Origin of the sequence: Plantibacter sp. VKM Ac-2876, assembly GCF_015350715.1 — a bacterium.
GTDB lineage: Bacteria > Actinomycetota > Actinomycetes > Actinomycetales > Microbacteriaceae > Plantibacter > Plantibacter auratus.
Genome location: NZ_JADKSI010000002.1, coordinates 1073870 through 1095964, shown reverse-complemented (window position 1 = coordinate 1095964; position 22095 = coordinate 1073870). Strand labels below are relative to the sequence as shown.

At 69.5% G+C, this 22095-nt stretch carries 23 protein-coding genes and 1 tRNA gene; 16 read left to right on the top strand and 8 right to left on the bottom strand.

Annotation, left to right across the window (positions count from 1 at the left end):
* Complete coding sequence (locus ITJ62_RS11570) at positions 1-1125, top strand: FUSC family protein (RefSeq protein ID WP_194602093.1); 1125 nt, start codon at positions 1-3, stop codon at positions 1123-1125.
* A 19-nt stretch (positions 1126-1144) separates the two neighbouring features.
* Here ITJ62_RS11570 and ITJ62_RS11565 read toward each other — a convergent pair whose 3' ends face one another.
* Entirely contained in the window at positions 1145-1969 is an 825-nt protein-coding gene (locus tag ITJ62_RS11565; protein WP_194602090.1) for a class I SAM-dependent methyltransferase, read from the bottom strand.
* Positions 1970-2040: 71 nt separating this feature from the next.
* On the opposite strand from ITJ62_RS11565, the gene ITJ62_RS11560 reads away from it, so the two are divergent.
* The 3 genes from ITJ62_RS11560 (at position 2041) to ITJ62_RS11550 (ending at position 5351) form a co-directional block, all read left to right on the top strand.
* The gene (locus tag ITJ62_RS11560) at positions 2041-2790 is read left to right on the top strand and encodes a phosphoglyceromutase (RefSeq protein WP_121289753.1); all 750 of its coding nucleotides are present in this window, start codon (positions 2041-2043) and stop codon (positions 2788-2790) included.
* A gap of 162 nt (positions 2791-2952) precedes the next feature.
* Positions 2953-3819 (top strand): hypothetical protein, encoded by an 867-nt coding sequence (locus ITJ62_RS11555; RefSeq protein ID WP_194602087.1) that lies wholly within the window; start codon positions 2953-2955, stop codon positions 3817-3819.
* A gap of 110 nt (positions 3820-3929) precedes the next feature.
* Positions 3930-5351 carry a chaplin family protein gene (locus tag ITJ62_RS11550; RefSeq protein WP_194602084.1) on the top strand — a complete coding sequence of 474 codons (1422 nt, stop codon included), beginning with the start codon at positions 3930-3932 and terminating at the stop codon, positions 5349-5351.
* Positions 5352-5427: 76 nt separating this feature from the next.
* On the opposite strand, the gene phoU is transcribed toward ITJ62_RS11550, so the two are convergent.
* On the bottom strand, positions 5428-6096 hold the full coding sequence (phoU, locus tag ITJ62_RS11545) for a phosphate signaling complex protein PhoU (RefSeq protein ID WP_064296372.1): 669 nt from the start codon (positions 6094-6096) through the stop codon (positions 5428-5430).
* A 166-nt stretch (positions 6097-6262) separates the two neighbouring features.
* Between phoU and ITJ62_RS11540 the strand changes: the two genes are divergently transcribed.
* Both ITJ62_RS11540 and ITJ62_RS11535 read left to right on the top strand, forming a co-directional pair.
* Positions 6263-7429: a cell wall metabolism sensor histidine kinase WalK gene (locus ITJ62_RS11540; protein WP_137242097.1), complete on the top strand. Its 1167-nt coding sequence runs from the start codon at positions 6263-6265 to the stop codon at positions 7427-7429.
* The gene (locus ITJ62_RS11535) at positions 7426-8109 is read left to right on the top strand and encodes a response regulator transcription factor (protein ID WP_064296370.1); all 684 of its coding nucleotides are present in this window, start codon (positions 7426-7428) and stop codon (positions 8107-8109) included. The genes ITJ62_RS11540 and ITJ62_RS11535 overlap by 4 nt, the downstream gene beginning before the upstream one ends.
* Positions 8110-8185: 76 nt before the next feature.
* Here ITJ62_RS11535 and ITJ62_RS11530 read toward each other — a convergent pair whose 3' ends face one another.
* Positions 8186-8719 carry a hypothetical protein gene (locus ITJ62_RS11530; protein WP_194602081.1) on the bottom strand — a complete coding sequence of 178 codons (534 nt, stop codon included), beginning with the start codon at positions 8717-8719 and terminating at the stop codon, positions 8186-8188.
* Positions 8720-8930: 211 nt separating this feature from the next.
* On the opposite strand from ITJ62_RS11530, the gene ITJ62_RS11525 reads away from it, so the two are divergent.
* Together ITJ62_RS11525 and ispD are read left to right on the top strand one after the other, a co-directional pair.
* On the top strand, positions 8931-9413 hold the full coding sequence (locus tag ITJ62_RS11525; protein WP_064296368.1) for a CarD family transcriptional regulator: 483 nt from the start codon (positions 8931-8933) through the stop codon (positions 9411-9413).
* 46 nt (positions 9414-9459) lie between these two features.
* Entirely contained in the window at positions 9460-10704 is a 1245-nt protein-coding gene (ispD, locus tag ITJ62_RS11520; protein WP_194602078.1) for a 2-C-methyl-D-erythritol 4-phosphate cytidylyltransferase, read from the top strand.
* An 11-nt stretch (positions 10705-10715) separates the two neighbouring features.
* Here ispD and ITJ62_RS11515 read toward each other — a convergent pair whose 3' ends face one another.
* Positions 10716-11828: a winged helix DNA-binding domain-containing protein gene (locus ITJ62_RS11515; protein WP_194602075.1), complete on the bottom strand. Its 1113-nt coding sequence runs from the start codon at positions 11826-11828 to the stop codon at positions 10716-10718.
* 40 nt (positions 11829-11868) lie between these two features.
* Between ITJ62_RS11515 and cysS the strand changes: the two genes are divergently transcribed.
* Together cysS and rlmB are read left to right on the top strand one after the other, a co-directional pair.
* A complete protein-coding gene (gene cysS / locus ITJ62_RS11510) occupies positions 11869-13323 on the top strand; it encodes a cysteine--tRNA ligase (protein WP_194602072.1) in 1455 nt (484 codons plus the stop codon).
* Positions 13313-14323 (top strand): 23S rRNA (guanosine(2251)-2'-O)-methyltransferase RlmB, encoded by a 1011-nt coding sequence (gene rlmB, locus ITJ62_RS11505; protein ID WP_137242092.1) that lies wholly within the window; start codon positions 13313-13315, stop codon positions 14321-14323. Before cysS ends, rlmB begins: the two co-directional genes overlap by 11 nt.
* 96 nt (positions 14324-14419) lie before the next feature.
* On the opposite strand, the gene ITJ62_RS11500 is transcribed toward rlmB, so the two are convergent.
* Together ITJ62_RS11500 and ITJ62_RS11495 are read right to left on the bottom strand one after the other, a co-directional pair.
* Entirely contained in the window at positions 14420-15700 is a 1281-nt protein-coding gene (locus ITJ62_RS11500; RefSeq protein ID WP_064296363.1) for a DUF4032 domain-containing protein, read from the bottom strand.
* Between the two features lie 104 nt (positions 15701-15804).
* On the bottom strand, positions 15805-16914 hold the full coding sequence (locus ITJ62_RS11495; RefSeq protein WP_079705359.1) for an ABC transporter ATP-binding protein: 1110 nt from the start codon (positions 16912-16914) through the stop codon (positions 15805-15807).
* Positions 16915-17170: 256 nt separating this feature from the next.
* Here ITJ62_RS11495 and ITJ62_RS11490 point away from each other — a divergent pair, with 256 nt between their 5' ends.
* The 3 genes from ITJ62_RS11490 to ITJ62_RS11480 all read left to right on the top strand — a co-directional run bounded on the left by ITJ62_RS11490 (position 17171) and on the right by ITJ62_RS11480 (position 19278).
* Positions 17171-18139: a thioredoxin domain-containing protein gene (locus tag ITJ62_RS11490; RefSeq protein WP_191940693.1), complete on the top strand. Its 969-nt coding sequence runs from the start codon at positions 17171-17173 to the stop codon at positions 18137-18139.
* Between the two features lie 46 nt (positions 18140-18185).
* A tRNA-Thr gene (locus ITJ62_RS11485) sits at positions 18186-18261 on the top strand.
* A gap of 60 nt (positions 18262-18321) precedes the next feature.
* Positions 18322-19278: a DMT family transporter gene (locus ITJ62_RS11480; RefSeq protein ID WP_370581900.1), complete on the top strand. Its 957-nt coding sequence runs from the start codon at positions 18322-18324 to the stop codon at positions 19276-19278.
* 41 nt (positions 19279-19319) lie between these two features.
* Here the strand turns inward: ITJ62_RS11480 and ITJ62_RS11475 are convergent, their stop codons facing one another.
* Together ITJ62_RS11475 and msrB are read right to left on the bottom strand one after the other, a co-directional pair.
* Positions 19320-19868: a nitroreductase family protein gene (locus tag ITJ62_RS11475; RefSeq protein WP_192005404.1), complete on the bottom strand. Its 549-nt coding sequence runs from the start codon at positions 19866-19868 to the stop codon at positions 19320-19322.
* Positions 19865-20284 carry a peptide-methionine (R)-S-oxide reductase MsrB gene (gene msrB / locus ITJ62_RS11470; RefSeq protein WP_079705364.1) on the bottom strand — a complete coding sequence of 140 codons (420 nt, stop codon included), beginning with the start codon at positions 20282-20284 and terminating at the stop codon, positions 19865-19867. The genes ITJ62_RS11475 and msrB overlap by 4 nt, the downstream gene beginning before the upstream one ends.
* Before the next feature lie 217 nt (positions 20285-20501).
* Here msrB and ITJ62_RS11465 point away from each other — a divergent pair, with 217 nt between their 5' ends.
* From ITJ62_RS11465 to ITJ62_RS11455, 3 genes are all read left to right on the top strand, one after another.
* A complete protein-coding gene (locus ITJ62_RS11465) occupies positions 20502-20810 on the top strand; it encodes a DUF3263 domain-containing protein (protein ID WP_228498169.1) in 309 nt (102 codons plus the stop codon).
* 21 nt (positions 20811-20831) lie between these two features.
* A complete protein-coding gene (locus ITJ62_RS11460; protein WP_086474376.1) occupies positions 20832-21404 on the top strand; it encodes a LytR C-terminal domain-containing protein in 573 nt (190 codons plus the stop codon).
* Between the two features lie 285 nt (positions 21405-21689).
* The gene (locus tag ITJ62_RS11455) at positions 21690-21893 is read left to right on the top strand and encodes a cold-shock protein (RefSeq protein WP_079705369.1); all 204 of its coding nucleotides are present in this window, start codon (positions 21690-21692) and stop codon (positions 21891-21893) included.
* The last annotated feature ends 202 nt before the right edge of the window (positions 21894-22095 follow it).

The following is a 22095-nucleotide window of genomic DNA, read 5'->3' as shown; positions in this document are numbered from 1 at the left end:
GTGGGGACGGACGACGCCTCGGACCCGGGCGTACGGGTCGACCGATGGACCGCCGCGGTTCGTCGCCGCATCGCACTCGGTGACGCCTGGCATCGTCTCGTCGGATCCGTGCCGGCGGTGCTCCAGGTCAGCGCCACGGCGATCGGCGCGTACGCGTTCTCCCACTACGTGCTCGGGCACGCCGTGCCACTCCTCGCCTTGACCGTGACGATCTCGAGTCTCGGGTTCGTTCGCGACGCCCGCCCGATCCGGGTCCTCGAGACGGCCGTCGGGATGAGCGTCGGGATCGCGCTGGCCGAGATCCTGCTCCTCGGCTTCGGTCAGGGGACGTGGCAACTCGCCGTCGCGCTCGTGCTCACATTGCTCGTCGCCCGGTTCCTGTCGCCGGCGGCGTCGTTCGCGATCGCGGCGGCGGTGCAGTCCGTCCTCGTCATGCTCCTGCCCGTGCCCGACGGGGGCCCGTTCGTGCGTACCCTCGACGGCCTGATCGGCGGTGTCTTCGCCCTGCTCGCGACCGCGCTCATCCCGCGCGACCCGCGCCGGAGCGCTCGCCGGGACGGCCAGCGGCTCATCGACGAACACGTCCGGACTCTCGCCTCGCTCGTCGCCGCCCTCCGTCTCGGCGACCTCGAGGAGGCGGACCGCGCGCTCGCACGGGCGAGGGCCACCCAGCCGGCCCTGGACGCGTGGCGCGGAACCCTCGACTCAGGGCTCGCCATCGCGCGCATCTCGCCGTTCCTCCGCAAGGCGGTGTTCGACCTCGAACGGCAGCGGACCATGCTCGACGGCATGGACCTCGCGACCCGCAACCTCCGGGTGATCGCCCGGCGCATCGACTACGTGTCGCGCGATGCCACGAGCCGCCCCGAGCTCGCGGACCTGCTCGCGCGGACCTCCGTCGCGCTCGGCATCCTGTCGCAGTCGATCGGCGACATCGCCCAGCAGCCGGTCGCGAGGCAGTCCCTGCTGGAGATCGCGAAGCACCTCGAGCCGGTGTCCGTCCTCCCCGACGCCTCGGTCTCCGAGCAGGCGCTCGTGCTCGTGCTCCGGCCGTACCTCGTCGACCTGCTCACGGCCACGGGGCTGCCGACGCCGGAGGCGCAGGCGGCGCTGCCCTCGCTCTGACGGCAGCGTTCCCCGACACTCAGTCCGTCGAGGAGGGATTCGGGGCGACAGCCGACCACGGCAGTGTCAGCTCACCGAGGCGCCAACGGTTGCGGCCGGCCAGCACCGGCCACCCGCTGTCGCGAAGTGTCCGGACGGTCGCCAACCATCGTTGGACCGGGCTGTAGACCGCCAGGGGTGAATGCGTGCGCCACGCGCGGTCGAGGTCCGTCATCAGGGCGTGAACGCGTTCTCCCGGGACGTTGTGGTGGATCAGCGCCTTCGGCAATCGCTCGGCGACGATGGACGGCAGCTCGAGGTCGGCGAGCCGCAGACTGATCGAGAACGACTCCGCACGTCCATGGTCGTCGACCGCGATCCAGCTGGACACCCGTCCGATCTCGTCGCACGTCCCCTCGACGAGCACACCGCCGGGCTGCAGCCGCGACGCCATGAGGCGCCAGGCCCCCGTGACCTCGGTTTCGTCGTACTGCCGGAGCACGTTGAACGCCCGGATCGCCGCGGGACGGTCGTCGCCGGTCGGCACCTCGAACCCGCCGCGTGCGAAGGAGACCGCAGCCGTCGGCGTGAACCGGGTCGTGCCCGCTCGCACCTGCTGCAGCTGCGCGTCAGCGGTGCGGACACGCCCCGGCTCGATCTCGAATCCGATGACCCGTACGTCGGGTCGGACGGCGAGCAGCCGGTCGTGCAGTTCCAACGCTGTGACGCCGCTCGCGCCGTAGCCGAGGTCCACCACCAGCGGGTTCGTCGTCCGTCTGAGCGAGGGGTGGGTCGCGATCCAGCGGTCCACCCGCCGGAGCCGGTTCGTACCCGTCGTCCCGCGGGTGATCGATCCGACGGGCATGGACCCATTCTCCCTCACGGTGCGGGGTCATCGTCCACCTCGCGGTCATGCGCCGTCGGTATGCTGGGGACATGCCTGAGACTTACACCCTCGTCCTGCTGCGCCACGGCAACAGCGACTGGAATCAGAAGAACCTGTTCACCGGTTGGGTCGACGTCCGACTCAGCGAACTCGGCGTCACCGAGGCCAAGCGAGCGGGCGAGCTGCTCGCCGACTCCGGCATCACCCCGGACGTGCTGTACACCTCGGTCCTCTCCCGCGCGATCCAGACGGCGAACCTCGCCCTCGAGACCGCCGACCGCATGTGGATCCCGGTCAAGCGCAGCTGGCGCCTCAACGAGCGTCACTACGGAGCGCTGCAGGGCAAGGACAAGGCGCAGACGCTCGCCGAGTACGGTCCGGAGCAGTTCCAGACCTGGCGTCGTTCCTTCGACGTGCCGCCGCCGCCGATCGCCGATGACGACGAGTGGTCGCAGGCCGATGATCCCCGGTATGTCGGGATCGACGGCGAACTGCCCCGCACCGAGTGCCTGAAGGACGTCATCGACCGGATGCTGCCCTACTGGGAGTCCGACATCACGGTCGACCTGGCTGCCGGCAAGACCGTCCTCGTGACGGCGCACGGCAACTCGCTCCGCGCGCTCGTGAAGCACCTCGACGACATCTCGGACGACGAGATCGCCGAGCTGAACATCCCCACCGGCATCCCGCTCGTCTACGAGCTCGACGCGGACTTCCGCCCGATCGCCCCGGCTCGGTACCTCGATCCCGAGGCCGCCGCAGCAGGCGCCGCCGCCGTCGCGGCGCAGGGGAAGAAGTAGCGGAAACCCCACCAAACCACCACCCCGGTCGGGAGTGCGGCTTGGCGACATCGTCGCCGAAAGTGCTTCTGGCCGGGGTTTTCCATGTCAAAAAAGGGGGGTTGAACCGCCTAGGAGTTGGGCGTACAGTGACTGCACTGTAACCCGATTGGGGGGATACGCATGGAGCAGTCGACCGACGGCACCCGTTTCCCCCTGTGGCGCGCCCTGGCGCTCGGTGGCTTCGCCGCTGCGGCGTTCACGGCGATAGCCCTCTTCGGGTCGCCCTCCTCCGCGCATGCCGACGACGGTGCCACCGATCCGTCGCTCTTGGGCGCGGTGACCGAGGTCGTCGGCTCGCTCGAACAGCCCGTCAATGCTGTCGCCGAGGTCGTCGACGTCGTCGACACCACCGTGCTCGAACCGGTGGTCGACGTCGTCGACGAGACCGTCGCTGCGGTACCGGTGGTGAACGACGTGGTCGAGGAGACCGTCGGCGCAGCACCCGTCGCCGCGATCGTCGATCCGGTCGTGCAAACGGTCGACCAGACGTTGACCGGCGTCGCCGACGTCGTCGCCGCGGTCCCGGTCCCCAGCACGCCGATCATCGATCCGGTCGTCCCAGCGGTTCCGCAGGGCCCGGCAGAGGACGTGTCGGCCACGGACTCGACCGCCGTCGGCGTGGTCCTCCCGGCGACGGTCCTCGGGCCGCCGACCGGCCAGCAGGGTGACTCGACGATCGTGTCGGGCGGCCAGGATCGCGAAGACACGTCGTCCACCGCGGCCGTGCCCGCCGCCGTCATCGGATCGTCCAGCCTCCCCGCCACCCCTGCGAACCTTCCGCTGCTGCCGGACGCCGACGGCCGCTGGGCCGTCACGCCGAGTGGCTCCGGGTCCTCCGGCTCCAGTGGTGCCGTCGGCGGTCCCGCAGCGGCCGAACAGTCGATCTCCGTCATCCTCCCTGCGCCCGGCGACGACCGTCGCGGACCCGCGCGAGACGAAGACCTTCCGGCTTCACCCACGTTCCCCTCCGATACCTCTCCTGACTGACCCCGGACCACTCTGCCGTTCGCGGCGGAGGCCCGCCCACTGGGCGGTTCAACGGTCCGAAGCCTCCCGATCACGGGAGCACATCAGTCACTCTGCAAGGAGCAGGAATCATGAATTCGTATGTCAAGAAAGGCCTCTACTGTGGCCTGTTCGTCGCGGGACTCACGTTCCTCGGCGCTACGGCGGCCAACGCCGACACGTCCGGGGACGACAGCATCCTCGGCGGAACCCTCGTCGACGTGGTCCTCGAGGCCCCCGTCGAGATCGTCGACACCGCGGTGAGCGTCGTCGGCGATTCAACGGCGACGTCCGCACCGGAGGCGGCACCGGCGCCTGAGCCGGCACCCGCACCTGAGCCGGCACCCGCACCTGAGCCGGCACCCGCGCCGGAGCCGGCACCCGCGCCGGAGCCCGCACCGGTACCCGAGCCCGCGCCGGCCGCCACCACCAGTGGTGACGACAGTGTCGCGGGTGGGAACCAGGTCCAGTTGCCCGTCTCCATCCCGGTGACGGTCGAGGACAACGCGATCTCGATCATCGGCGATGCCGAGCAGTCGGGTGCGACGTCCGCACCGGCCGCGGGGGAGCCCGCCTCGCCGGTCACCGACGAGGCCGCCACGTCCGGTGACGACAGTGTCGCCGGTGGGAACCAGGTGTCGCCGGTGGTGACCGTTCCGGTCACGGTCGGTGGGAACGCCATCTCGCTGTTCGGTGACTCGAGCAGTGAGCAGGCGGGTGCGCCTGCCACGTCGGGTGGTGCGGCTGTACCGGTGGCGCCGTCGACGACGACCGGTGACGACAGTGTCGCCGGTGGCAACCAGGTGTCGCCGGTGGTGACCGTTCCGGTCACGGTCGGTGGGAACGCCATCTCGCTGTTCGGTGATTCGAGCAGTGAGCAGGCGGGTGCGCCTGCCACGTCGGGTGGTGCGGCTGTACCGGTGGCGCCGTCGACGACGACCGGTGACGACAGTGTCGCCGGTGGGAACCAGATCCTCGGCGACGTCGGGCTCCCGATCTCCGTGGTGGGCAACGCCGTCAGCGTGATCGGCGACTCCGAGTCGACGGGCACCTCGGCCTCCGCTCCGGCATCGTCCGGCGGCGGCACGTCGACCACGGATGGTGACGACAGCCTTGGCGGTGGGAACCAGATCGACCTCGGCCTGGAGCTGCCGGTCACGATCGGCGGCAACGCGATCTCCGTGATCGGGGACAGCGAGACCGGTGGTCCCGGGACGACCGATCCCACCACCCCGGTCGACCCGACGGACCCCACGGACCCGACCGACCCGACGGACCCCACCACCCCGGTGACCCCCGTCGTGCCGACGGTCCCCGCCACGGTGATCACCACAACGACGGCGGCGTCCTCGACCGGCTCGAACACGACGGCCTCGGCCGCGCGTTCAGCTGAGCCGACGCTCGCCGACACCGGCAGCGCCGCGGGTCAGCTCCTGCCGCTCGCCGGTCTCGCCACGGTCCTCGGACTCCTGCTCCTGGCAGGCGGCGCGATCACCCGTCGTCGGATGAGCTAGTCCCGCACGAACGGACGAGCGGTGCCGACCCGGTCTCGGGTCGACACCGCTCGTCGGGGTGTCCGGGATCAGCTGGTCAGTGGTGCACCGGCGTGGTCGCCTCGGGGATCCAGTCGCCCGTCGCGAGGTACTGGACCTTCTTGGCGATCGAGACGGCGTGGTCGGCGAAGCGCTCGTGGTACCGCGAGGCCAGGGTGGCGTCGACGGTCGCGACGGGCTCACCCTTCCAGGTGTCGCCGAGGACCTTCTCGAAGACGCTGGCGTGCAGCTCGTCGACGTCGTCGTCGTCGTTCCGGATCTCGTCGGCGATGCGCGGGTCCTGGGTGCGCAGCAGTTCCGTCAGTTTGCGGGCGATCGAGACGTCGAGTCGACCCATCTCGGCGAAGGTGGTCCGCAGGCCCTTCGGCACGGCCTTGTCGGGGAAGCGGTACCGGGACAGCTGGGCGATGTGCTCGGCCATGTCGCCCATGCGCTCGAGCGACGCGCTGATCCGAAGCGCGCTCACGACGATGCGCAGGTCGCGCGCGACCGGCTGCTGACGGGCGAGGATGTCGATGGCGAGCTCGTCGAGTTCGATCGCGAGCTGGTCGATGCGGTTGTCGTTGGCGATGACCTCTTCAGCGACCGCGACGTCCGAGTTGCCGAAGGACTGCGTCGCCTTCTCGATGGAGATCGTGACGAGTTCGGCGATCTCGACCAGGCGATCCTGGACCTCTCGCAGTGACTGCTGGAATACCTCGCGCATGGCTCTGGGTGCCGTCCTTCCGTGACCTGGCGGTGGGCAGGCAGATGCCCGCTCCGCCGATGATGCCGAACCAAGGTTAACAGTTGGGGCCCCAAGCGTGAACAGTCGTCGAAGTGGCGGGGTATTCGCGAGTTCGGCGTTCGGCGGACTGAGTAACGTAGTACCTATGGACACCATGTGGTTGGTGCTGATCGCCCTGGCACTCGGCCTCATCGTCGGGGGCGGTTTCGTCGCCCTCACCTCGCTCGCCTTCCGTCGCGGAGAGCGCGCCGCGACGGTCGTCAACCCGGTCGTGCCCGACGGGGTCGACCAGGTGCTCGAAGCCCTCGACAGCGCGGGCATCGTCGTCGACCCGTCCAACAACGTGCTGAAGGCCTCCCCGGGGGCGTTCGCGCTCGGGCTGGTGCGCGACCGCGTGCTCGACAACCAGGAGTTCATCGACCTCGCGCTCGAGGTTCGACGCACCGGCGAGGCCGTCACGAGCGATCTGGAACTCGCGCTCGGGCGCTTCGGTGAGGCCACCCGGCATCTGCGCGTCCGCGCAGCGCCGCTCGGCTCTCGCTTCATCCTCCTCCTGGCCGAGGACCACACCGAGGCGCGTCGCCTCGACGAGGTCCGCAGGGACTTCATCGCGAACATCAGCCACGAGTTGAAGACGCCGATCGGCGCCATCGGGCTCCTCTCGGAAGCGCTCGACACGGCGGCCGACGACCCGGAACGGGTGAAGCGCTTCGCCAGCCGGCTCGCGACCGAGTCACAGCGACTCACCCGGATGACCGCCGAGATCATCGACCTCTCGCGGTTGCAGGCGGCCGACGCCCTCCACCAGCCGGAACTCGTCCGCCTCGATCGGGTCATCGCCGCGGCGGTGGATCAGAACCGCGTGCCGGCCGAGGCGACCGGGGTGGGGCTCTCCCTCAAAGGCGGCAAGAACCTCGAGGTGTACGGTGACGAGGCGATGCTCGTCGTCGCCGTGCACAACCTCATCTCGAACGCCATCCACTACTCGCCCACCGGCGCGCACGTGGGTGTCGGTGTCCGGGCGGTCGACGACGTCGTCGAGATCGCCGTCACCGATCAGGGCGTCGGGATCGCCGAAGAGGACCGCGACCGGGTCTTCGAACGGTTCTTCCGCGTCGACCAGGCGCGGTCCCGCCACACGGGCGGCACCGGCCTCGGCCTCAGCATCGTCAAGCACACCGTCCAGAACCACGGCGGCGAAGTGAAGGTCTGGTCGCAGTTGGGCCGTGGCTCGACGTTCACCATCCGCCTCCCCAGAGCAACGACCCCGCCGGAGGACCTCTCCACCGGCACGGCAAGGAGTACCCCGTGACCCGCATCCTGCTCGTCGAAGACGAAGCGTCCCTGAGTGAACCCCTGAGCTACCTGCTCGAACGGGAGGGGTACGAGGTCGAGGTGGCGGAGGACGGCCCCTCGGCGGTCCAGGCATTCACGGCTCGCGGCGCGGACCTCGTGTTGCTCGACCTCATGCTCCCCGGCATCCCCGGGACGGAGGTCTGCCGTCAGATCCGCGCGGTCTCGAGCACGCCGATCATCATGCTGACCGCGAAGGACTCCGAGGTCGACATCGTCGTCGGGCTCGAGCTGGGCGCCGACGACTACGTCACGAAGCCCTACTCGACCCGCGAGCTCCTCGCGCGGATCAGGGCGGTGCTGCGGCGCCGTGTCGAGGCGGACCAGGCGCAGGAGGAGGTGCTGCTCGAGGCCGGCACGGTCCGGATGGACACCGAGCGCCATGTCGTCGAGGTCAACGGGGCGCCGATCCCGATGCCGCTCAAGGAGTACGAGCTGCTCGAGCTGCTCCTGCGGAACGCCGGACGGGTTCTCACCCGTGGCCAGCTGATCGACCGGGTGTGGGGGAGCGACTACTACGGCGACACCAAGACGCTCGACGTCCACATCAAGCGCATCCGTTCCCGGATCGAGGCGAACCCCTCGGAACCGGTGATGCTCGTCACCGTGCGTGGGCTCGGCTACCGCTTCGAGGCCTGACGCAGGTCCAAGACGGACGAACGCCCCGCACCTCCGAAGAGGTGCGGGGCGTTCGGTCGTGTGAGGCGACGGAGCGTTATTCGGTCGGCTCCGTGGTGGGCGTCGCGAGCGGCGTCGGCGTCTCGGTGGGCTCATCCGTCGGCAGCGGCGTCGGGACGAGCGTGGAGTACTCGAGCAGCTGGCCGGTGAGGACCGGCACGCTCGCCGTGGCGCCCGTCTCGTCGCCGTACTGGAAGAAGACGTCCAGGACGGCTCCAGGCTGGGTGCCGAGGGACTCGATGCGCAGCGGGTCGTTGGCTCCCGAGCCGTCGAACGTCGTCAGGCCGGGCTCCGCGAGGACCTGGAACTGCTCGTCCTTGCCCTCGATCTCGATCAGCACCGTGTGGGCGCGGTCGTCGCGGTTCGCGACGCTGAAGACGAGGTTGCCGGTCTCGCCGTCGTCGGAGACGACGATGGCGTTGCGGACGGCCACCGAGCCGACGGTGACACCGACGCCGTCCGAGGCGTCGTACTGCTTCAGGGTCGCCTGCGGCGCGATGAGGTTGCAACCGCTCATGCCGAGTGCGACAGCACCCGCGACGACGATGGAAGCGATGAGACGCGCCTTCACAGAACCCTCCAAGATGTGGTGGCCCCGGGCGCAGACGAGTGACAGGTGTCCCGGGATCCGGATTCGAGTCTAGCCCACGGCTGCGAAGGGGTGTGGCCGGGTCGTCGACCCGTGATCGGCCGGTGCGCCACCCGGTCCGCGGCGCACCCGGTACCCGGCTCTGATCAGGGGTCCCGTGGTATTCTGGGAGACGCTGAAGGGACCGAGACCCATGATCTTCGAAGTTGGCGAGACCGTCGTCTACCCGCACCATGGCGCCGCGACCATCACCGAGGTGAAGACCCGGATCATCAAGGGCGAGGAGAAGCTCTACCTGAAGCTCCGCGTCACCCAGGGCGACCTCATGATCGAGGTCCCGGCCGAGAACGTCGACCTGGTCGGTGTGCGCGACGTCATCGGGCGTGAGGGCGTCGACCGCGTGTTCGACGTGCTCCGTGCGCCGTTCACCGAGGAGCCGACGAACTGGTCCCGCCGCTACAAGGCGAACCTCGAGAAGCTGGCCTCGGGCGATGTCATCAAAGTCTCCGAGGTGGTCCGCGACCTGTGGCGTCGCGACCAGGACCGAGGCCTCTCTGCGGGAGAGAAGCGGATGCTCGCGAAGGCTCGCCAGATCCTGGTCTCCGAACTGGCGTTGGCGGAGCAGACCGACGAGGAGCAGGCTTCGTCGGTCCTCGACGAGGTCCTCGCCTCCTGAACCGACCGTCCCCTCGGGCGCGGCGCCCGAGAAGTAGGCTCGTGGCATGACTGCGATCGACGAACCGGGTGCTGTTGCCGACCCATCCCTGGACGGCCCGGCTGTCGGCGTGATCGTCGTGGCGGCGGGTAGTGGGACGCGCCTCGGTGCCGGGATCCCCAAGGCGTTCGTGTCGATCGCCGGCAGCACCGTGCTCGAACATGCCCTCGGCCCGGTCTTCCGCCTGCGGGACGCGGTCCAGGTCGTCGTCGTCGTCCCCGCCGATCGCGTCGGTGAGGCGGAGACCATCGGTCGTCGCGCCGCGGGGAAGGCGGCCGACCACCTCCGTGTCGTCGTCGGAGGCGACACGAGACAGTCCTCCGTCCTCGCCGGGCTCGCCGCCCTGTGGCCGGGAGTGCGGACGGTACTCGTCCACGACGCCGCACGGGCACTCACCCCGACCGAACAGTTCGAACGGGTGATCGACGCCGCCGCGCGGACGGGGTGGGGGGTCGTACCGGGGCTTCCGGTGACCGACACGATCAAACGGGTCGACGCGAGCGCCCTCGTCGAGCAGACCGTGGATCGGGCCGCCCTCAGAGCCGTCCAGACACCGCAGGCGTTCCCGCGCGATGCCCTCGTCGCGGCCTTCCGCGTCGCCGAGGACCGCCTCGCGGCAGCCACCGACGATGCGGCACTCTACGCGGACGCCGGACACCCCGTCCTCACCGTCGACGGGTCGGAGACGGCGTTCAAGATCACGACCCCGTGGGACGCCCAGCGTGCGGAGCGACTCCTGGCGGACCGGGACCGGGCGCAGGAGGTGGGCGCACGGCCGACCTCGACGATCAGGACCGGCATCGGCATCGACGTCCATGCCTTCGCCGACGACGGCGAGCTGAGCCTCGCCGGCCTCAGCTGGCCGGGGGAACGGCCGCTGGCCGGACACAGCGACGGGGATGCGGTCGCCCATGCCATCATCGACGCCCTGCTGTCCGCTGCCGGCCTCGGTGACATCGGCTCCATGTTCGGCACGGACGACCCCCGCTTCGCCGGGGCGAGCGGCGAGGTCTTCCTGCGAGCAGCTGTCGAACGGTTGCACGCCGCGGGCTTCGTCGTCGTCAACGTCGCGGTGCAGCTCGTCGGCAACCGCCCTCGGTTCGCGCCACGTCGGACGGAGGCGGAGGGCGTGCTGAGCGCGCTCGTCCACGGGCCGGTCAGCATCGCGGCGACGACCACGGATGCGCTCGGGTTCACCGGCCGTGGCGAGGGTGTCACAGCCATCGCCACCGCCCTCATCGAGCGCCGCTGACGGGTCGGTCCTCAGACGGCGGACGTGCCCTCGTCGACCGACGCGCGGAGCCCGAGGAACCGGCCGTATTCGCCAGCGGCTCGTCGGAATCCCGCCTGCACCCGCTGCGACAGCGGTTGGAACGGCGTCGGGGTGACGACGACGCCGGTCGCGCTCGTCCGCCGGCGCCAGGTGCCGACGACGCGTCCGTCGACGGTGATCATCGGGAGGAAGATGCCGTTCGCGCCGGGCACGATGCGGTCTGCGAACGCCGCCGGGAGCGTCAACTCGCGGTCGCGGTAGCCGAGGAGCAGTTCGTCGAATCCGGGCAGCGCGAGCACCCGCGGTGGTCGTGGAGCGGATGACGGCTCGACACCCTCGGCCGTCGACCAACGGGTGATTCCGTCGCGCGACTCGGAGACCAGCCGTCCGGCGGCCACCTCCACGCCGCGTTTCGCCTGGGCGACCGTGAGCTTCGACCACCAGGTGAGGTCGGCGATCGTCGACGGGCCGTGGCCGGTGAGATACCGGACGACGAACTCGCCGAGCGCCTCGTCGGCCTCGAGCACCCGCGGAGCGCGGATCCACTCCTCACTCAGGACGAGCGCCTGCTGTCTCCCAGCGGGCGGTCCCCAGCAGACCACGCCCGACATCGCGAGTTCCATGATGAGGTGGGAGCCTCGTTGTCCGTCGATCGGGATCCCGGCATCGGTGTGGGCCGTCAACAGCTCGTCCCTCGTCACGCGTCGATGCCCGCTGAGCATGCCCTCGGTGAGCGCACGGGAGCGCGAGAAGGTCTCGGGGTCGAGCTCGAGCTGACGGTGTCTGGCCGCGATCGTCGAGCGGACCCGCGGGACACCGACTCCGAGCAGCCACCCGAGGTCCTCTGCGGCGACGAGATGCAGGGTGCCGCGCATCGGCCAGGACCGGACGATCGAGCCGTCCTCGAGCGCCGCGAGCACCTCGTCCATCGTCGTGCCGCTCGACCTGACGCCGACCGCCCACAGCGACGAGGCGAGGTCTTGGGCCTGGACCGCGAGCAGCCGCGAGACGACACTCGTGGGGGAGCGGTGATCGGCTCCGGCGAGGAGCTGGGCCGCGAGTCGCGCGCGGAGAACCTGCTGGTCGTCGCGTCCCGTGGTCATGGGACCATCATGCCCGGACGACGGCGGCTAGTCTGGTCTCGTGGCCCTCCGACTCTACGATTCGAAAACGCAGTCCCTCCGGGACTTCGTGCCGCTCCGCGAAGCCGAGGCGGGGCTGTACGTCTGCGGACCGACCGTGCAGTCCTCTCCGCACATCGGACACCTGCGCAGCGCGCTCGTCTACGACCAGCTGCGACGCTGGTTGACGGCCTCCGGGGTCCGCGTCACGCTCGTCCGCAACGTCACCGACATCGACGACAAGATCCTCGCGAACGCCGCCGCCGGCGTCGAGGGCGGGTTCGCCCAGCCCGGGGAGGAGTGGTGGGCGCTCGCCTACCGGTACGAACTCGAGTTCACGGCCGCCTACCGTGCCCTGGGCATCCTGCCCCCGAGCTACGAGCCACGCGCCACGGCGAGCATCCCGGAGATGCAGGAGCTCATCGAGCGGCTCATCGACGCCGGGCACGCGTACCCGGCTCCCGACGACTCCGGCGACGTCTACTTCGACACCGCTTCATGGAGCCGCTACGGCGAACTCACGCGGCAGAGCGCCGAGCACATGGAGGCCGCGACCGACGCCGACCCGCGCGGCAAACGCGATCCCCGCGACTTCGCGCTCTGGAAGGGAACCAAGCCTGGGGAGCCGCGCTCGGCGAGTTGGATGTCTCCGTGGGGCGAGGGACGGCCCGGCTGGCACATCGAGTGCTCGGCGATGTCGACCAAGTACCTTGGCGAGGAGTTCGACATCCACGGCGGCGGACTCGACCTCCGCTTCCCCCACCACGAGAACGAGCTCGCCCAGTCGAGCGCAGCCGGCGACCCCTTCGCCCGCTACTGGTTGCACAACGGGCTGGTCGCCGTCACCGGCGGGCAGAAGATGTCGAAGTCCCTCGGCAACTCCGTCTACGCCGCCGACCTCTTGTCAGCAGCCCGGCCGCTCGTGGTCCGCTACTACCTCGGTGCAGCGCAGTACCGATCGACGCTCGAGTTCCATCCGGGCGCACTCGCCGAGGCTGAAGCCGCACTCGGACGCATCGAGGGCTTCCTCGATCGTGCCGCCCGCGCCGACCTGCTCACCGAGACGACCACGGCCGCCAGCCGAGCGACGCTCCCGGCCGCCTTCGTCGAGGCGATGGACGACGACCTGAACATCCCCCGCGCGCTCGCCGTGTTGCATGACGCCGTGCGCGTCGGCAACGCCGCCCTCGATGGCGGCGACGACCTGGCGACAGCCCGCGAGCGTGCGGTCGCCGTCCTCGACATGACCCGGGTGCTCGGCATCGACCCGACCGACCCTTCGTGGTCGTCGGGCACCGACCCCGTCACTCACCGATCCCTGTCCGCACTCGTCGAGCGTCTGCTCGTCGATCGCGCGGACGCCAGGGTCGCCAAGGACTTCGCAGCGGCCGACCGGATCCGCGACGAACTCACAGCGGCTGGGATCACCATCGAAGACACCCCGTCCGGAGCACATTGGAGTATCAGTGGCAAGTAAGCCTTCCCGCCCGACCGGGCCGAAGAAAGCGAAGAAGGGTCCCACCAAGGGCACCGGTGGCCTCGGCCGCAAGGCGCTCGAGGGTCGTGGACCGACCCCCAAGGCCGAGGACCGCGCCTGGCACCCCGCCGGCAAGCGGAAGGCCGCGCAGGAGCGCTACGCGGCCTCCGGCGGCACCGGCAAGCCGAGGCAGGCGGCCGGCCAGAACGGACGCCCGTCCACGAACGGCCGGACCAAGCAGAAGTCGAGCGACGAGTCCGAGGTCGTCACCGGCCGCAACTCCGTCCTCGAAGCGCTCCGCGCGAAGATCCCAGCCACCACGCTGTACGTCGCGACCCGCATCGAGATGGATGACCGGGTGAAGGAGGCGCTCAGCATCGCCACCCGACGCGGGATCCCGGTGCTCGAGGTCATGCGTCCGGAGCTCGACCGCATGGCCGGGTTCGACGGCGTGCACCAGGGCCTCGCCATCAAGGTGCCGCCCTACGAGTACGCGCACCCCATGGAGTTGCTCGACCAGGTCATCTCCCGTGGCGAGAACCCGTTGTTCATCGCCCTCGACGGCATCACCGACCCCCGGAACCTGGGTGCGATCATCCGATCGACCGCAGCCTTCGGTGGTCACGGAGTGATCCTGCCGCAGCGCCGGAGCGTGGGCCTCACCGCCTCCGCGTGGAAGACCTCGGCAGGAGCGGCGGCTCGCACGCCGGTCGCGATGGCCGCCAACCTCACCCAGACGCTCAAGGCGTTCAAGGAGCGCGGCGTCTTCGTGATCGGTCTCGACGGCGACGGCGACGTCTCCCTCCCCGGGCTCGAACTCGCCGACCAGCCGATCCTCGTGGTCGTCGGCAGCGAGGGCAAGGGCCTGTCCCGCCTCGTCACCGAGACCTGCGACGCGGTCGTGTCGATCCCGATCTCGGCCTCGACCGAATCGCTCAACGCCGGGATCGCGGCCAGCGTGACGCTGTACGAGATCGCGCGTCGCCGCAACGCCGAGTAGGCGATCGGCGCTCGCACCGCACGAACGAGGACAGGCCCTCGGAACGGATCTCCGTTCCGAGGGCCTGTCTGTCGTCAGACGAGGTGACGGACGTGGTCAGACGAGGTCTCGCCAGTCGACCGGTCCGGTCATGGCGGCGGGGATGCTGATCGCCTCGGTCGGCGGCACGATCATGGTCGCCTCGTCGCGGCGGTGCCGCAGGACGGTGTTCACGTAGGAACCGACGGCTTCCGCCAGAGGGATGTCGCGACCCTCGTTCTGCGCGAGGAACCAGCGGTGCTCCAGGAGCTGGTGGAAGATCTCGGCGGGCTCGAGCTTGCCGCGGAGTTCGCGCGGGATCGCCTTCACCACCGGCTCGAACACGCGGATGAGCCACTCGTGCGCCGCCATCTCCTCGTCGAACCCGTCCTTCCCGAACGAGGCCGAGTAGGCGTCGAGGTCGTTGAGCAGGCGCCTCGCCTGGTTCTCGCCCGCGTCGAGGCCGGTGAGCCGCAGGAGGCGGCGCTGGTGATGCCCGGCGTCGACGACCTTCGGCTGGATCCGCACGGTCGAGCCCTCGTCGGTCGTCTTGATCGCGAGTTCCTCGATGTCGAAGCCGAGTTCGTTCAGACGGTGGACGCGCTCGGTGATGCGCCAGCGCTCGGACGCGTCGAAGGACTCGGAGCCCGTGAGCTCCTTCCAGAGGGACCGGTAGGCGGCGACGATGCCGTTGCTCACGGTGACGGGGTCGAGTTCGGCGTCGGCGCGTCCGCCGGCCTCGAGATCGAGGAGCTCGCCGGCGATGTTCACCCGGGCGATCTCGAGGTCGTTCTCGCGCTGCCCGTTCGACAGCCCGCCCTCGTAGAGCTTGCCCGTCTCGGCGTCGACGAGATAGGCCGCGAAAGCACCCGCGTCGCGCCGGAAGAGCGTGTTCGACAGCGACACGTCGCCCCAGAAGAACCCGACGATGTGCAGGCGGACGAGGAGGACGGCGAGCGCGTCGACGAGGCGGGTCGCGGTGTCGGGCCGGAGGGTGCCCTGGAAGAGCGCACGGTAGGGGAGTGAGAACTTCAGGTGCCGCGTCACGAGCACGCTCGGCAGCTCGCGGCCCTTGCGGTCGCTCCGGTTCGTGATGACCGCGAGCGGGTCGACGCAGGGGATGTCGAGGCGCTGCAGGGTGCGCAGCATGTCGTACTCGCCCTTCGCCATCTCCGCGGTCGTCTCCTTGACGGCGATGACGTAGCCGGACAGGTTCGCGAACCGGACCAGGTGGCGTGAGATGCCCTTCGGGAGCGAGGCGATGGCCTCATTCGGCCAGTTCTCGAGGGGGAGCTCCCAGGGGAGGTCGAGCAGCGCCGGGTCGACGGTGGCAGCGGTGATGTTCAATGCGCCGGACATGGTGCGGAGCGCTCCTCGGGGATCGTCGTGCTGAGACTGGACAAGCGAAAACGACGATGGTCGAGCGATCGGAGACCGACCGCTCGACCATCGTCGGCGGGAAACTAGATCGAGGAGGACACGACCGGCTTGTTGCCCAGACGCTCACCCGATGCCGAGTCGAACGCATGCACGTGGTGCGGCGTCGGCGCGAGGAACACGGTGTCGCCGATGTGCGCGTGGTTGCGGCCGTCGACGCGAGCGACGATGTCGGTGCGCTTGCCGGAGACGTCGGTGTGGCCGTAGAGGTAGCCGTCGGCGCCGAGCTCCTCGACGAGGTCGACGGTCACTTCGATGCCGGAGCCCGAGTTGCTGGACACGGTGATGTCCTCGGGGCGCACGCCGACCGTGACGTTCTTCGACGGAGCGGCATCGGTGATCTCGCGCTCGACCGGGATGATGAATCCGCCGAGCTTGATGCCGCCGTCGGCGATCTCACCCTCGAACAGGTTCATGGCCGGGCTGCCGATGAAGCCGGCGACGAAGACGTTGTTCGGCTTCTCGTAGAGGTCGCGCGGGGTGCCGACCTGCTGCAGGATGCCGTCCTTGAGGACCGCGATGCGGTCGCCCATGGTGAGCGCCTCGGTCTGGTCGTGGGTGACGTAGACGGTGGTGACGCCGAGACGACGCTGCAGCGACGCGATCTGGGTGCGGGTCTGGACGCGGAGCTTGGCGTCGAGGTTCGACAGCGGCTCGTCCATGAGGAAGACCTGGGGCTGACGGACGATGGCTCGACCCATCGCGACGCGCTGACGCTGACCACCGGAGAGCGCCTTCGGCTTGCGGGTCAGGTAGTCCTCGAGGTCGAGGAGCTTGGCGGCTTCGAGCACGCGGGTGGCACGCTCTTCCTTGCCGACACCGGCGATCTTGAGCGCGAAGCCCATGTTCTCGGCGACGGTCATGTGCGGGTAGAGCGCGTAGTTCTGGAACACCATCGCGATGTCGCGGTCCTTCGGCGGCACGTCGGTGACGTCGCGGTCGCCGATGAAGATGTGGCCGTCGTTGACCTCTTCGAGGCCGGCGAGCATGCGGAGGGAGGTGGACTTGCCGCAGCCGGACGGGCCGACGAGGACGAGGAATTCGCCGTCGGCGACCTCGAGGTTCAGCTTGTCGACCGCGGGGCGGGTGCCACCCGGGTAGAAACGGGTTGCGTTGTCGAACGTCACAGACGCCATGGTTGTTCTCCTTCACCGGCAGGTACGTGCCGGACGATCCGTTGTGAATGGACGCGAACCCGTCATCGATGGCCGGTTCGCCGTCCCAGTATGCCACGACCACCTGTGAATGGAAGGTCCAGCGGACAGTGGATCTCTCGGTGGACCCACAGCCGGCTCCCGGCCTGGTTTGGGCCTCTCCCAGGCGGCAGGTCTACGATTACTCTGTTTGGCGCTGCCTCGTCTCCGCAGCGCGAGCCCCCCGAAACGAGGATCAATGTCTGGCGCTGGATCGCAGAACCGACCGACCAAGAACGAACGACGCGACGCGGCGCGCGAGAAGGCGCGGGTGCTGCGCGAGCAGCAGAAGCGCCGCGACCGCCGCAACCGGGTGCTCCTCCAGGGCGGCATCGTGCTCGGTGCGCTCGCGATCGTGGCGGTGGTGGCGGTCATCATCGTGACGTCGATCAAGCCCGCCGGACCGGTCCCGACCGCGGCCAAGAACGACGGCTTCACCGTCTCCGCCGGCTTGCAGCTGGTCGGCGCCCCGGCCAGTGCGTCGACGCCGACGCCGAGCGCGACCGATCCGGCCGCCCCCGCGGAGCCCGCTCCGGCCGAGACGCCGGCAGCCACCGAGACCCCCGCCGCCGACGGCGTCGAGATCTCCGTCTACCAGGACTTCCTCTGCCCCTACTGCGGTCAGTTCGAGACCACGAACGCCGAGCAGGTCAAGGGCTGGCTCGAGGCCGGCGCCGCGACGTACACGGTCCACCCCCTCGCAACGCTGAGCAACCTCTCGCTCGGGACGCAGTACTCGCTGCGCGCCTCGAACGCGGCGGCCTGTGTCGCGGAGTACTCGCCGAACGACTTCTTCTCCTTCAACACCGCACTGTTCGAGAACCAGCCCAAGGAGAACACCGAGGGCCTGACCGACGCCGAGCTGAAGTCGATCGCCAAGGGCGTCATCTCCGGCGGCGAGAAGAAGATCAACGCCTGCATCGACGACGGCACCTACAAGTCGTGGGTGAAGGACTCGACCGACCGTGCGCGCAGCGGCCCGCTGCCCGGCACCGACGTCGCCAAGGTCGAGGGGACGCCGACCATCCTGGTGAACGGCAAGCAGTACACGGGTTCGCTCACCGACGCCGAGCAGTTCGCGGCCTTCGTCCTCGCCGTCTCGAGCGAGAGCTACTCCACCGGGACGCCGACGCCGGGTGCCAGCGAGTCGCCCGTGACCAACGGCTGATCCGCCGTCATCGTAGGATGGATGAGACCGGGGCCAGCCCCTGTCGGCCGACGTGGCGCAATTGGTAGCGCAACGCTCTTGTAAAGCGTAGGTTACGGGTTCAAGTCCCGTCGTCGGCTCCAGCCGAGAACCGCCCGCTCAGCCTGCTGAGTGGGCGGTTCCTCATTGGAAGGAACCCTCCCGTGACCCGTGTCCCAGCGCCGCTCGCGCTCGTCATCGCCATCGTCAGCGGAGCGTTCATCGCGGTGCAGGCCCGGTTGAACGGCGAGCTCGGCGCGCGACTCGGCGACGGGTTCACCGCAGCCGCGATCTCGTTCGGCGGCGGGTTGATCATCCTCACCGTCGGACTGGCGCTGTCCCGTACCGGTCGTCGCGGTCTCTCCACGGTGGCCGGTGCCGTCCGACGCCGGGAGATGCCCTGGTGGACGGTGCTCGGTGGGTGTGCCGGCGCGTTCCTCGTGCTGTCGCAGGGGCTCACCGCAGCCACGCTCGGCGTCGCCCTCTTCACGGTCGCGGTCGTCGCCGGCCAGACGGCGAGCGGACTCGTGCTCGACCGGATCGGCTTCGGCCCGGGAGGCGTCGTCGGGTTCAGCGTCCAGCGCGTCCTCGGGGCAGTCGTCGCCCTCATCGCGGTCGGCGTCGCGGTCTCGGGCGAGCTCGGCGGGAGTATCCCACTCGGCTTGCTCGTCCTGCCGCTGCTCGCCGGGATCGGGATCGGCTGGCAGCAGGCGGTCAACGGCCGCGTGAAGATGCGGGCACAGAGCACGCTCGCCGCCACGTTCATCAATTTCATCGTGGGGACGGTCGTGCTCGTCATCGCCGCCGTGCTGCACGCGGTCATCGTCTCGCCGCCCGGTCCGCTCCCGGGGGAGTGGTGGCTCTACCTCGGCGGCCCGATCGGCTGCGTGTTCATCGCCGTGGCAGCGTTCCTCGTGCAGCACACGGGCGTGCTCATCCTCGGGCTCGGCACGGTGGCCGGTCAGACCCTGAGCGCGCTCGCCCTGGACGTACTGCTGCCCACCGACGACGGCGGCGTGCATGTCGCGACGGTCATCGGGACACTCCTCGCGTTCGCCGCCGTGGCGATCGCATCGGCGCGATTCAGGCGTCGTCCCACGGCATCGACGTCCGCCGACTGAGTCGAGCCGTCATCCGTCGGATGCCTTGAGCGACTCCGTCCTCAGGGCATGGAGCTGAGGTGCGCCTTCGCGTTGATCGTCTTGCGGCGCCCCGTGCGAGCGTTACCCGGCTTCCCTCCGACGTACAGCCAGCCGAGGAGCTCCTCGCCCTTCTTCAGGCCATGTGCCTTCCGGACCGCTTTGGCGCGAGTCGCGCCGCCGGTGCGCCAGAACACGCCCCAGCCGGCGTCGTCGAGCAGGAGGCTGACCATGTGGGCCACTCCAGCCGCGACCGCCTCCTGCTCCCAGGCGGGCACCTTCGACTTCTTCACGCTCACGACGACCGCGAGCAACAGGGGCGCGCGGAGCGGCTTCGTCGAGGGCTTCGAGTCGCCCTCCGCCTTCGCGAGCGCCCGGCCGAGCTTCACCCGGTCGTCGCCCCGGAGGGTGATGACCCGCCACGGACGCAGGGCGCTGTGGTCGGCCACCCGACCAGCCGCCGCGAGGACCTCGAGGAGTTCCGCGTCACTCGGAGCGACGTCGGTGACCTTGGACCACGAACGGCGCCCGGCGACGGCGGCGAGGACGGGGCGCTCGACCGGTTCGGTCACTCCGTCGGCTCGGTGGTGTCGGCCGCGGCGAAGTTAAGCGCGATCGAGTTCATGCAGTAGCGGTCGCCGGTGGGCGTCCCGAAGCCGTCGTCGAACACGTGGCCGAGGTGCGAGCCGCAGTTGGCGCACCGGACCTCGGTGCGCACCATGCCGAGGGTGCGGTCCTCGATGAGCTGCACCGCCTCGGGGTTCACGGACTCGTAGAAACTCGGCCATCCGCAGCCGGAATCGAACTTGGTACCGCTCTTGAAGAGTTCGGCGTTGCAGGCGGCACAGGTGTAGAGGCCTGCGCGTGACTCGTCGAGGAGCTCACCGGTCCAGGCCCGTTCGGTCGCCGCCCCGCGGAGGACCTGATACTGCTCCGGCGTGAGTTCCTCGCGCCACTGCTCATCGGTCTTCGACACGTCGTACGTCATGCTGCTCCATTCGTCTCGGTCATCCTACGTGCGGGGCTGCCTCGTGCATGCGGCTCCCGACGTATTCCATAACACTGCACCGAGCCTGATCCTTCCCGGTGAACGTCAGCCATCGCCGGGGTGGATGCGGCCCGGCGGGCATCGGCTGAATAGAATTGGACGACGGCGGACCGGAGCGTGACTCCACGGTCGCCGCATCGGCACCGAACGGCAGGAGATGAGCATGCAGCCAGCGTCGCGCACGCCTGCCGATGACGACGCATCGACGTCGACGGGGGGCCTCGACCAGCGCGAACTCGAGATCCTCGAGTTCGAGTCCCACTGGATGCAGCACGTCGGGGCCAAGGAGGCCGCCATCCGCGACCGCTTCGCCCTGTCCCCGGCCCGGTACTATCAACTGCTCGGCGCGCTCATCGACTCGCCGTCCGCCCTCGCCCACGACCCCATGCTGATCAAGCGGCTGCAGCGCACCCGCGACGCCCGACTCTCGGCGCGAGGAGCCTCGGCTCCCCGCAACGACGGCTGAGCAGCTCTCGGAGACCACACCATGGCTGAATCCTTCCCGCCCGACCGCTTCGACGAGGTCCCAGACCTCAAGCGCGTCGGCGCGCACCGTGCCCCTGCTCCCAAGGGACGCGGCTGGATCGCCTTCCTCGTCGCCGTCGTCGCCACGCTCGTCCTCGTGGGGGTCGGCACCTTCGCCCTGTTCGGGCTGAACGACCGGATCGACTTCTTCGGCGGCTCGCAGAGCCCGAGCGCCACGCCCACGCCGACCCCCACCCCGACCGAGGCGGCCCCCGTCGTCGACCCCGCGGCCAGCATCCTCGTCCTGAACGGCACACCCACCGCCGGCCTCGCCGCGTCTGCGGCGGCAGCGATCACGGCCGCCGGCTTCACGCAGCAGATCCCGACCAGCGACGCCAGCACGGAGGATGTCACGGCGAGCGGCGTCTACTACCAGGATCCGTCGCAGGAGGGCGTCGCCCGCGCTATCGCGAACGCGCTCGGCGGCATCCCGATCCAGATCACGGACACGTACGCGATCCCCGTCGAGGAGGGCGAGGCGCCGGTCCTCCGCATCGTCGTCGTGGTCGGCGCGGACTACCAGCCAGCCGCCTGAGCGCGGCTGTAACAGGTCGATCGCTCAGGTCGCCGGCACGCCGTGTTTCGGGAGTGTTTCCTCCGTGTTGAGTTGTCGTATCACTCCGCCCCGTTTGTCGATTTCGGGGTGAATCCGCGCGGTGCTCCGGATTAGTATCTGGAATTGGCCGCTCATCCCGTCCCGTCTCGACTCGCCCCCGGGTCCGCTTCGGCGCAGGGTGGTCACCGGGGTCCCGATCCCGGATGGCAGGTCCGGGTCCGGCAACAGTCGGTGCCTGCGAGCACGCAGCAATGGGAGTATGAAATGGCGAACGGAACCGTCAAGTGGTTCAACGCTGAGAAGGGCTTCGGCTTCATCACGGTCGACGACGGCGGACAGGATGTCTTCGTCCACTACTCGGCGATCGACATGAGCGGCTACAAGTCCTTGGAAGAGGGCCAGGCGGTCGTCTTCGAGGTCGGCACTGGAGCAAAGGGGCCTCAGGCCGAGGGTGTGCGCCTGGCGTAGCCGCTGATCAGGTACGCGATTCCTGCGACGCCGTCCACTTCGGTGGGCGGCGTCGTTCGTCGTTTCAGGGCTGTTCCCGGGAGTTCGCTCAGGGCACCGGTGCTCACTTGCACTCCCACCCCCTGAGTGCCAGAATCGACCTAGCACTCGTACTCATTGAGTGCTAACAACGTTCATGACGTCCGGGAGGGACGAAAAACAC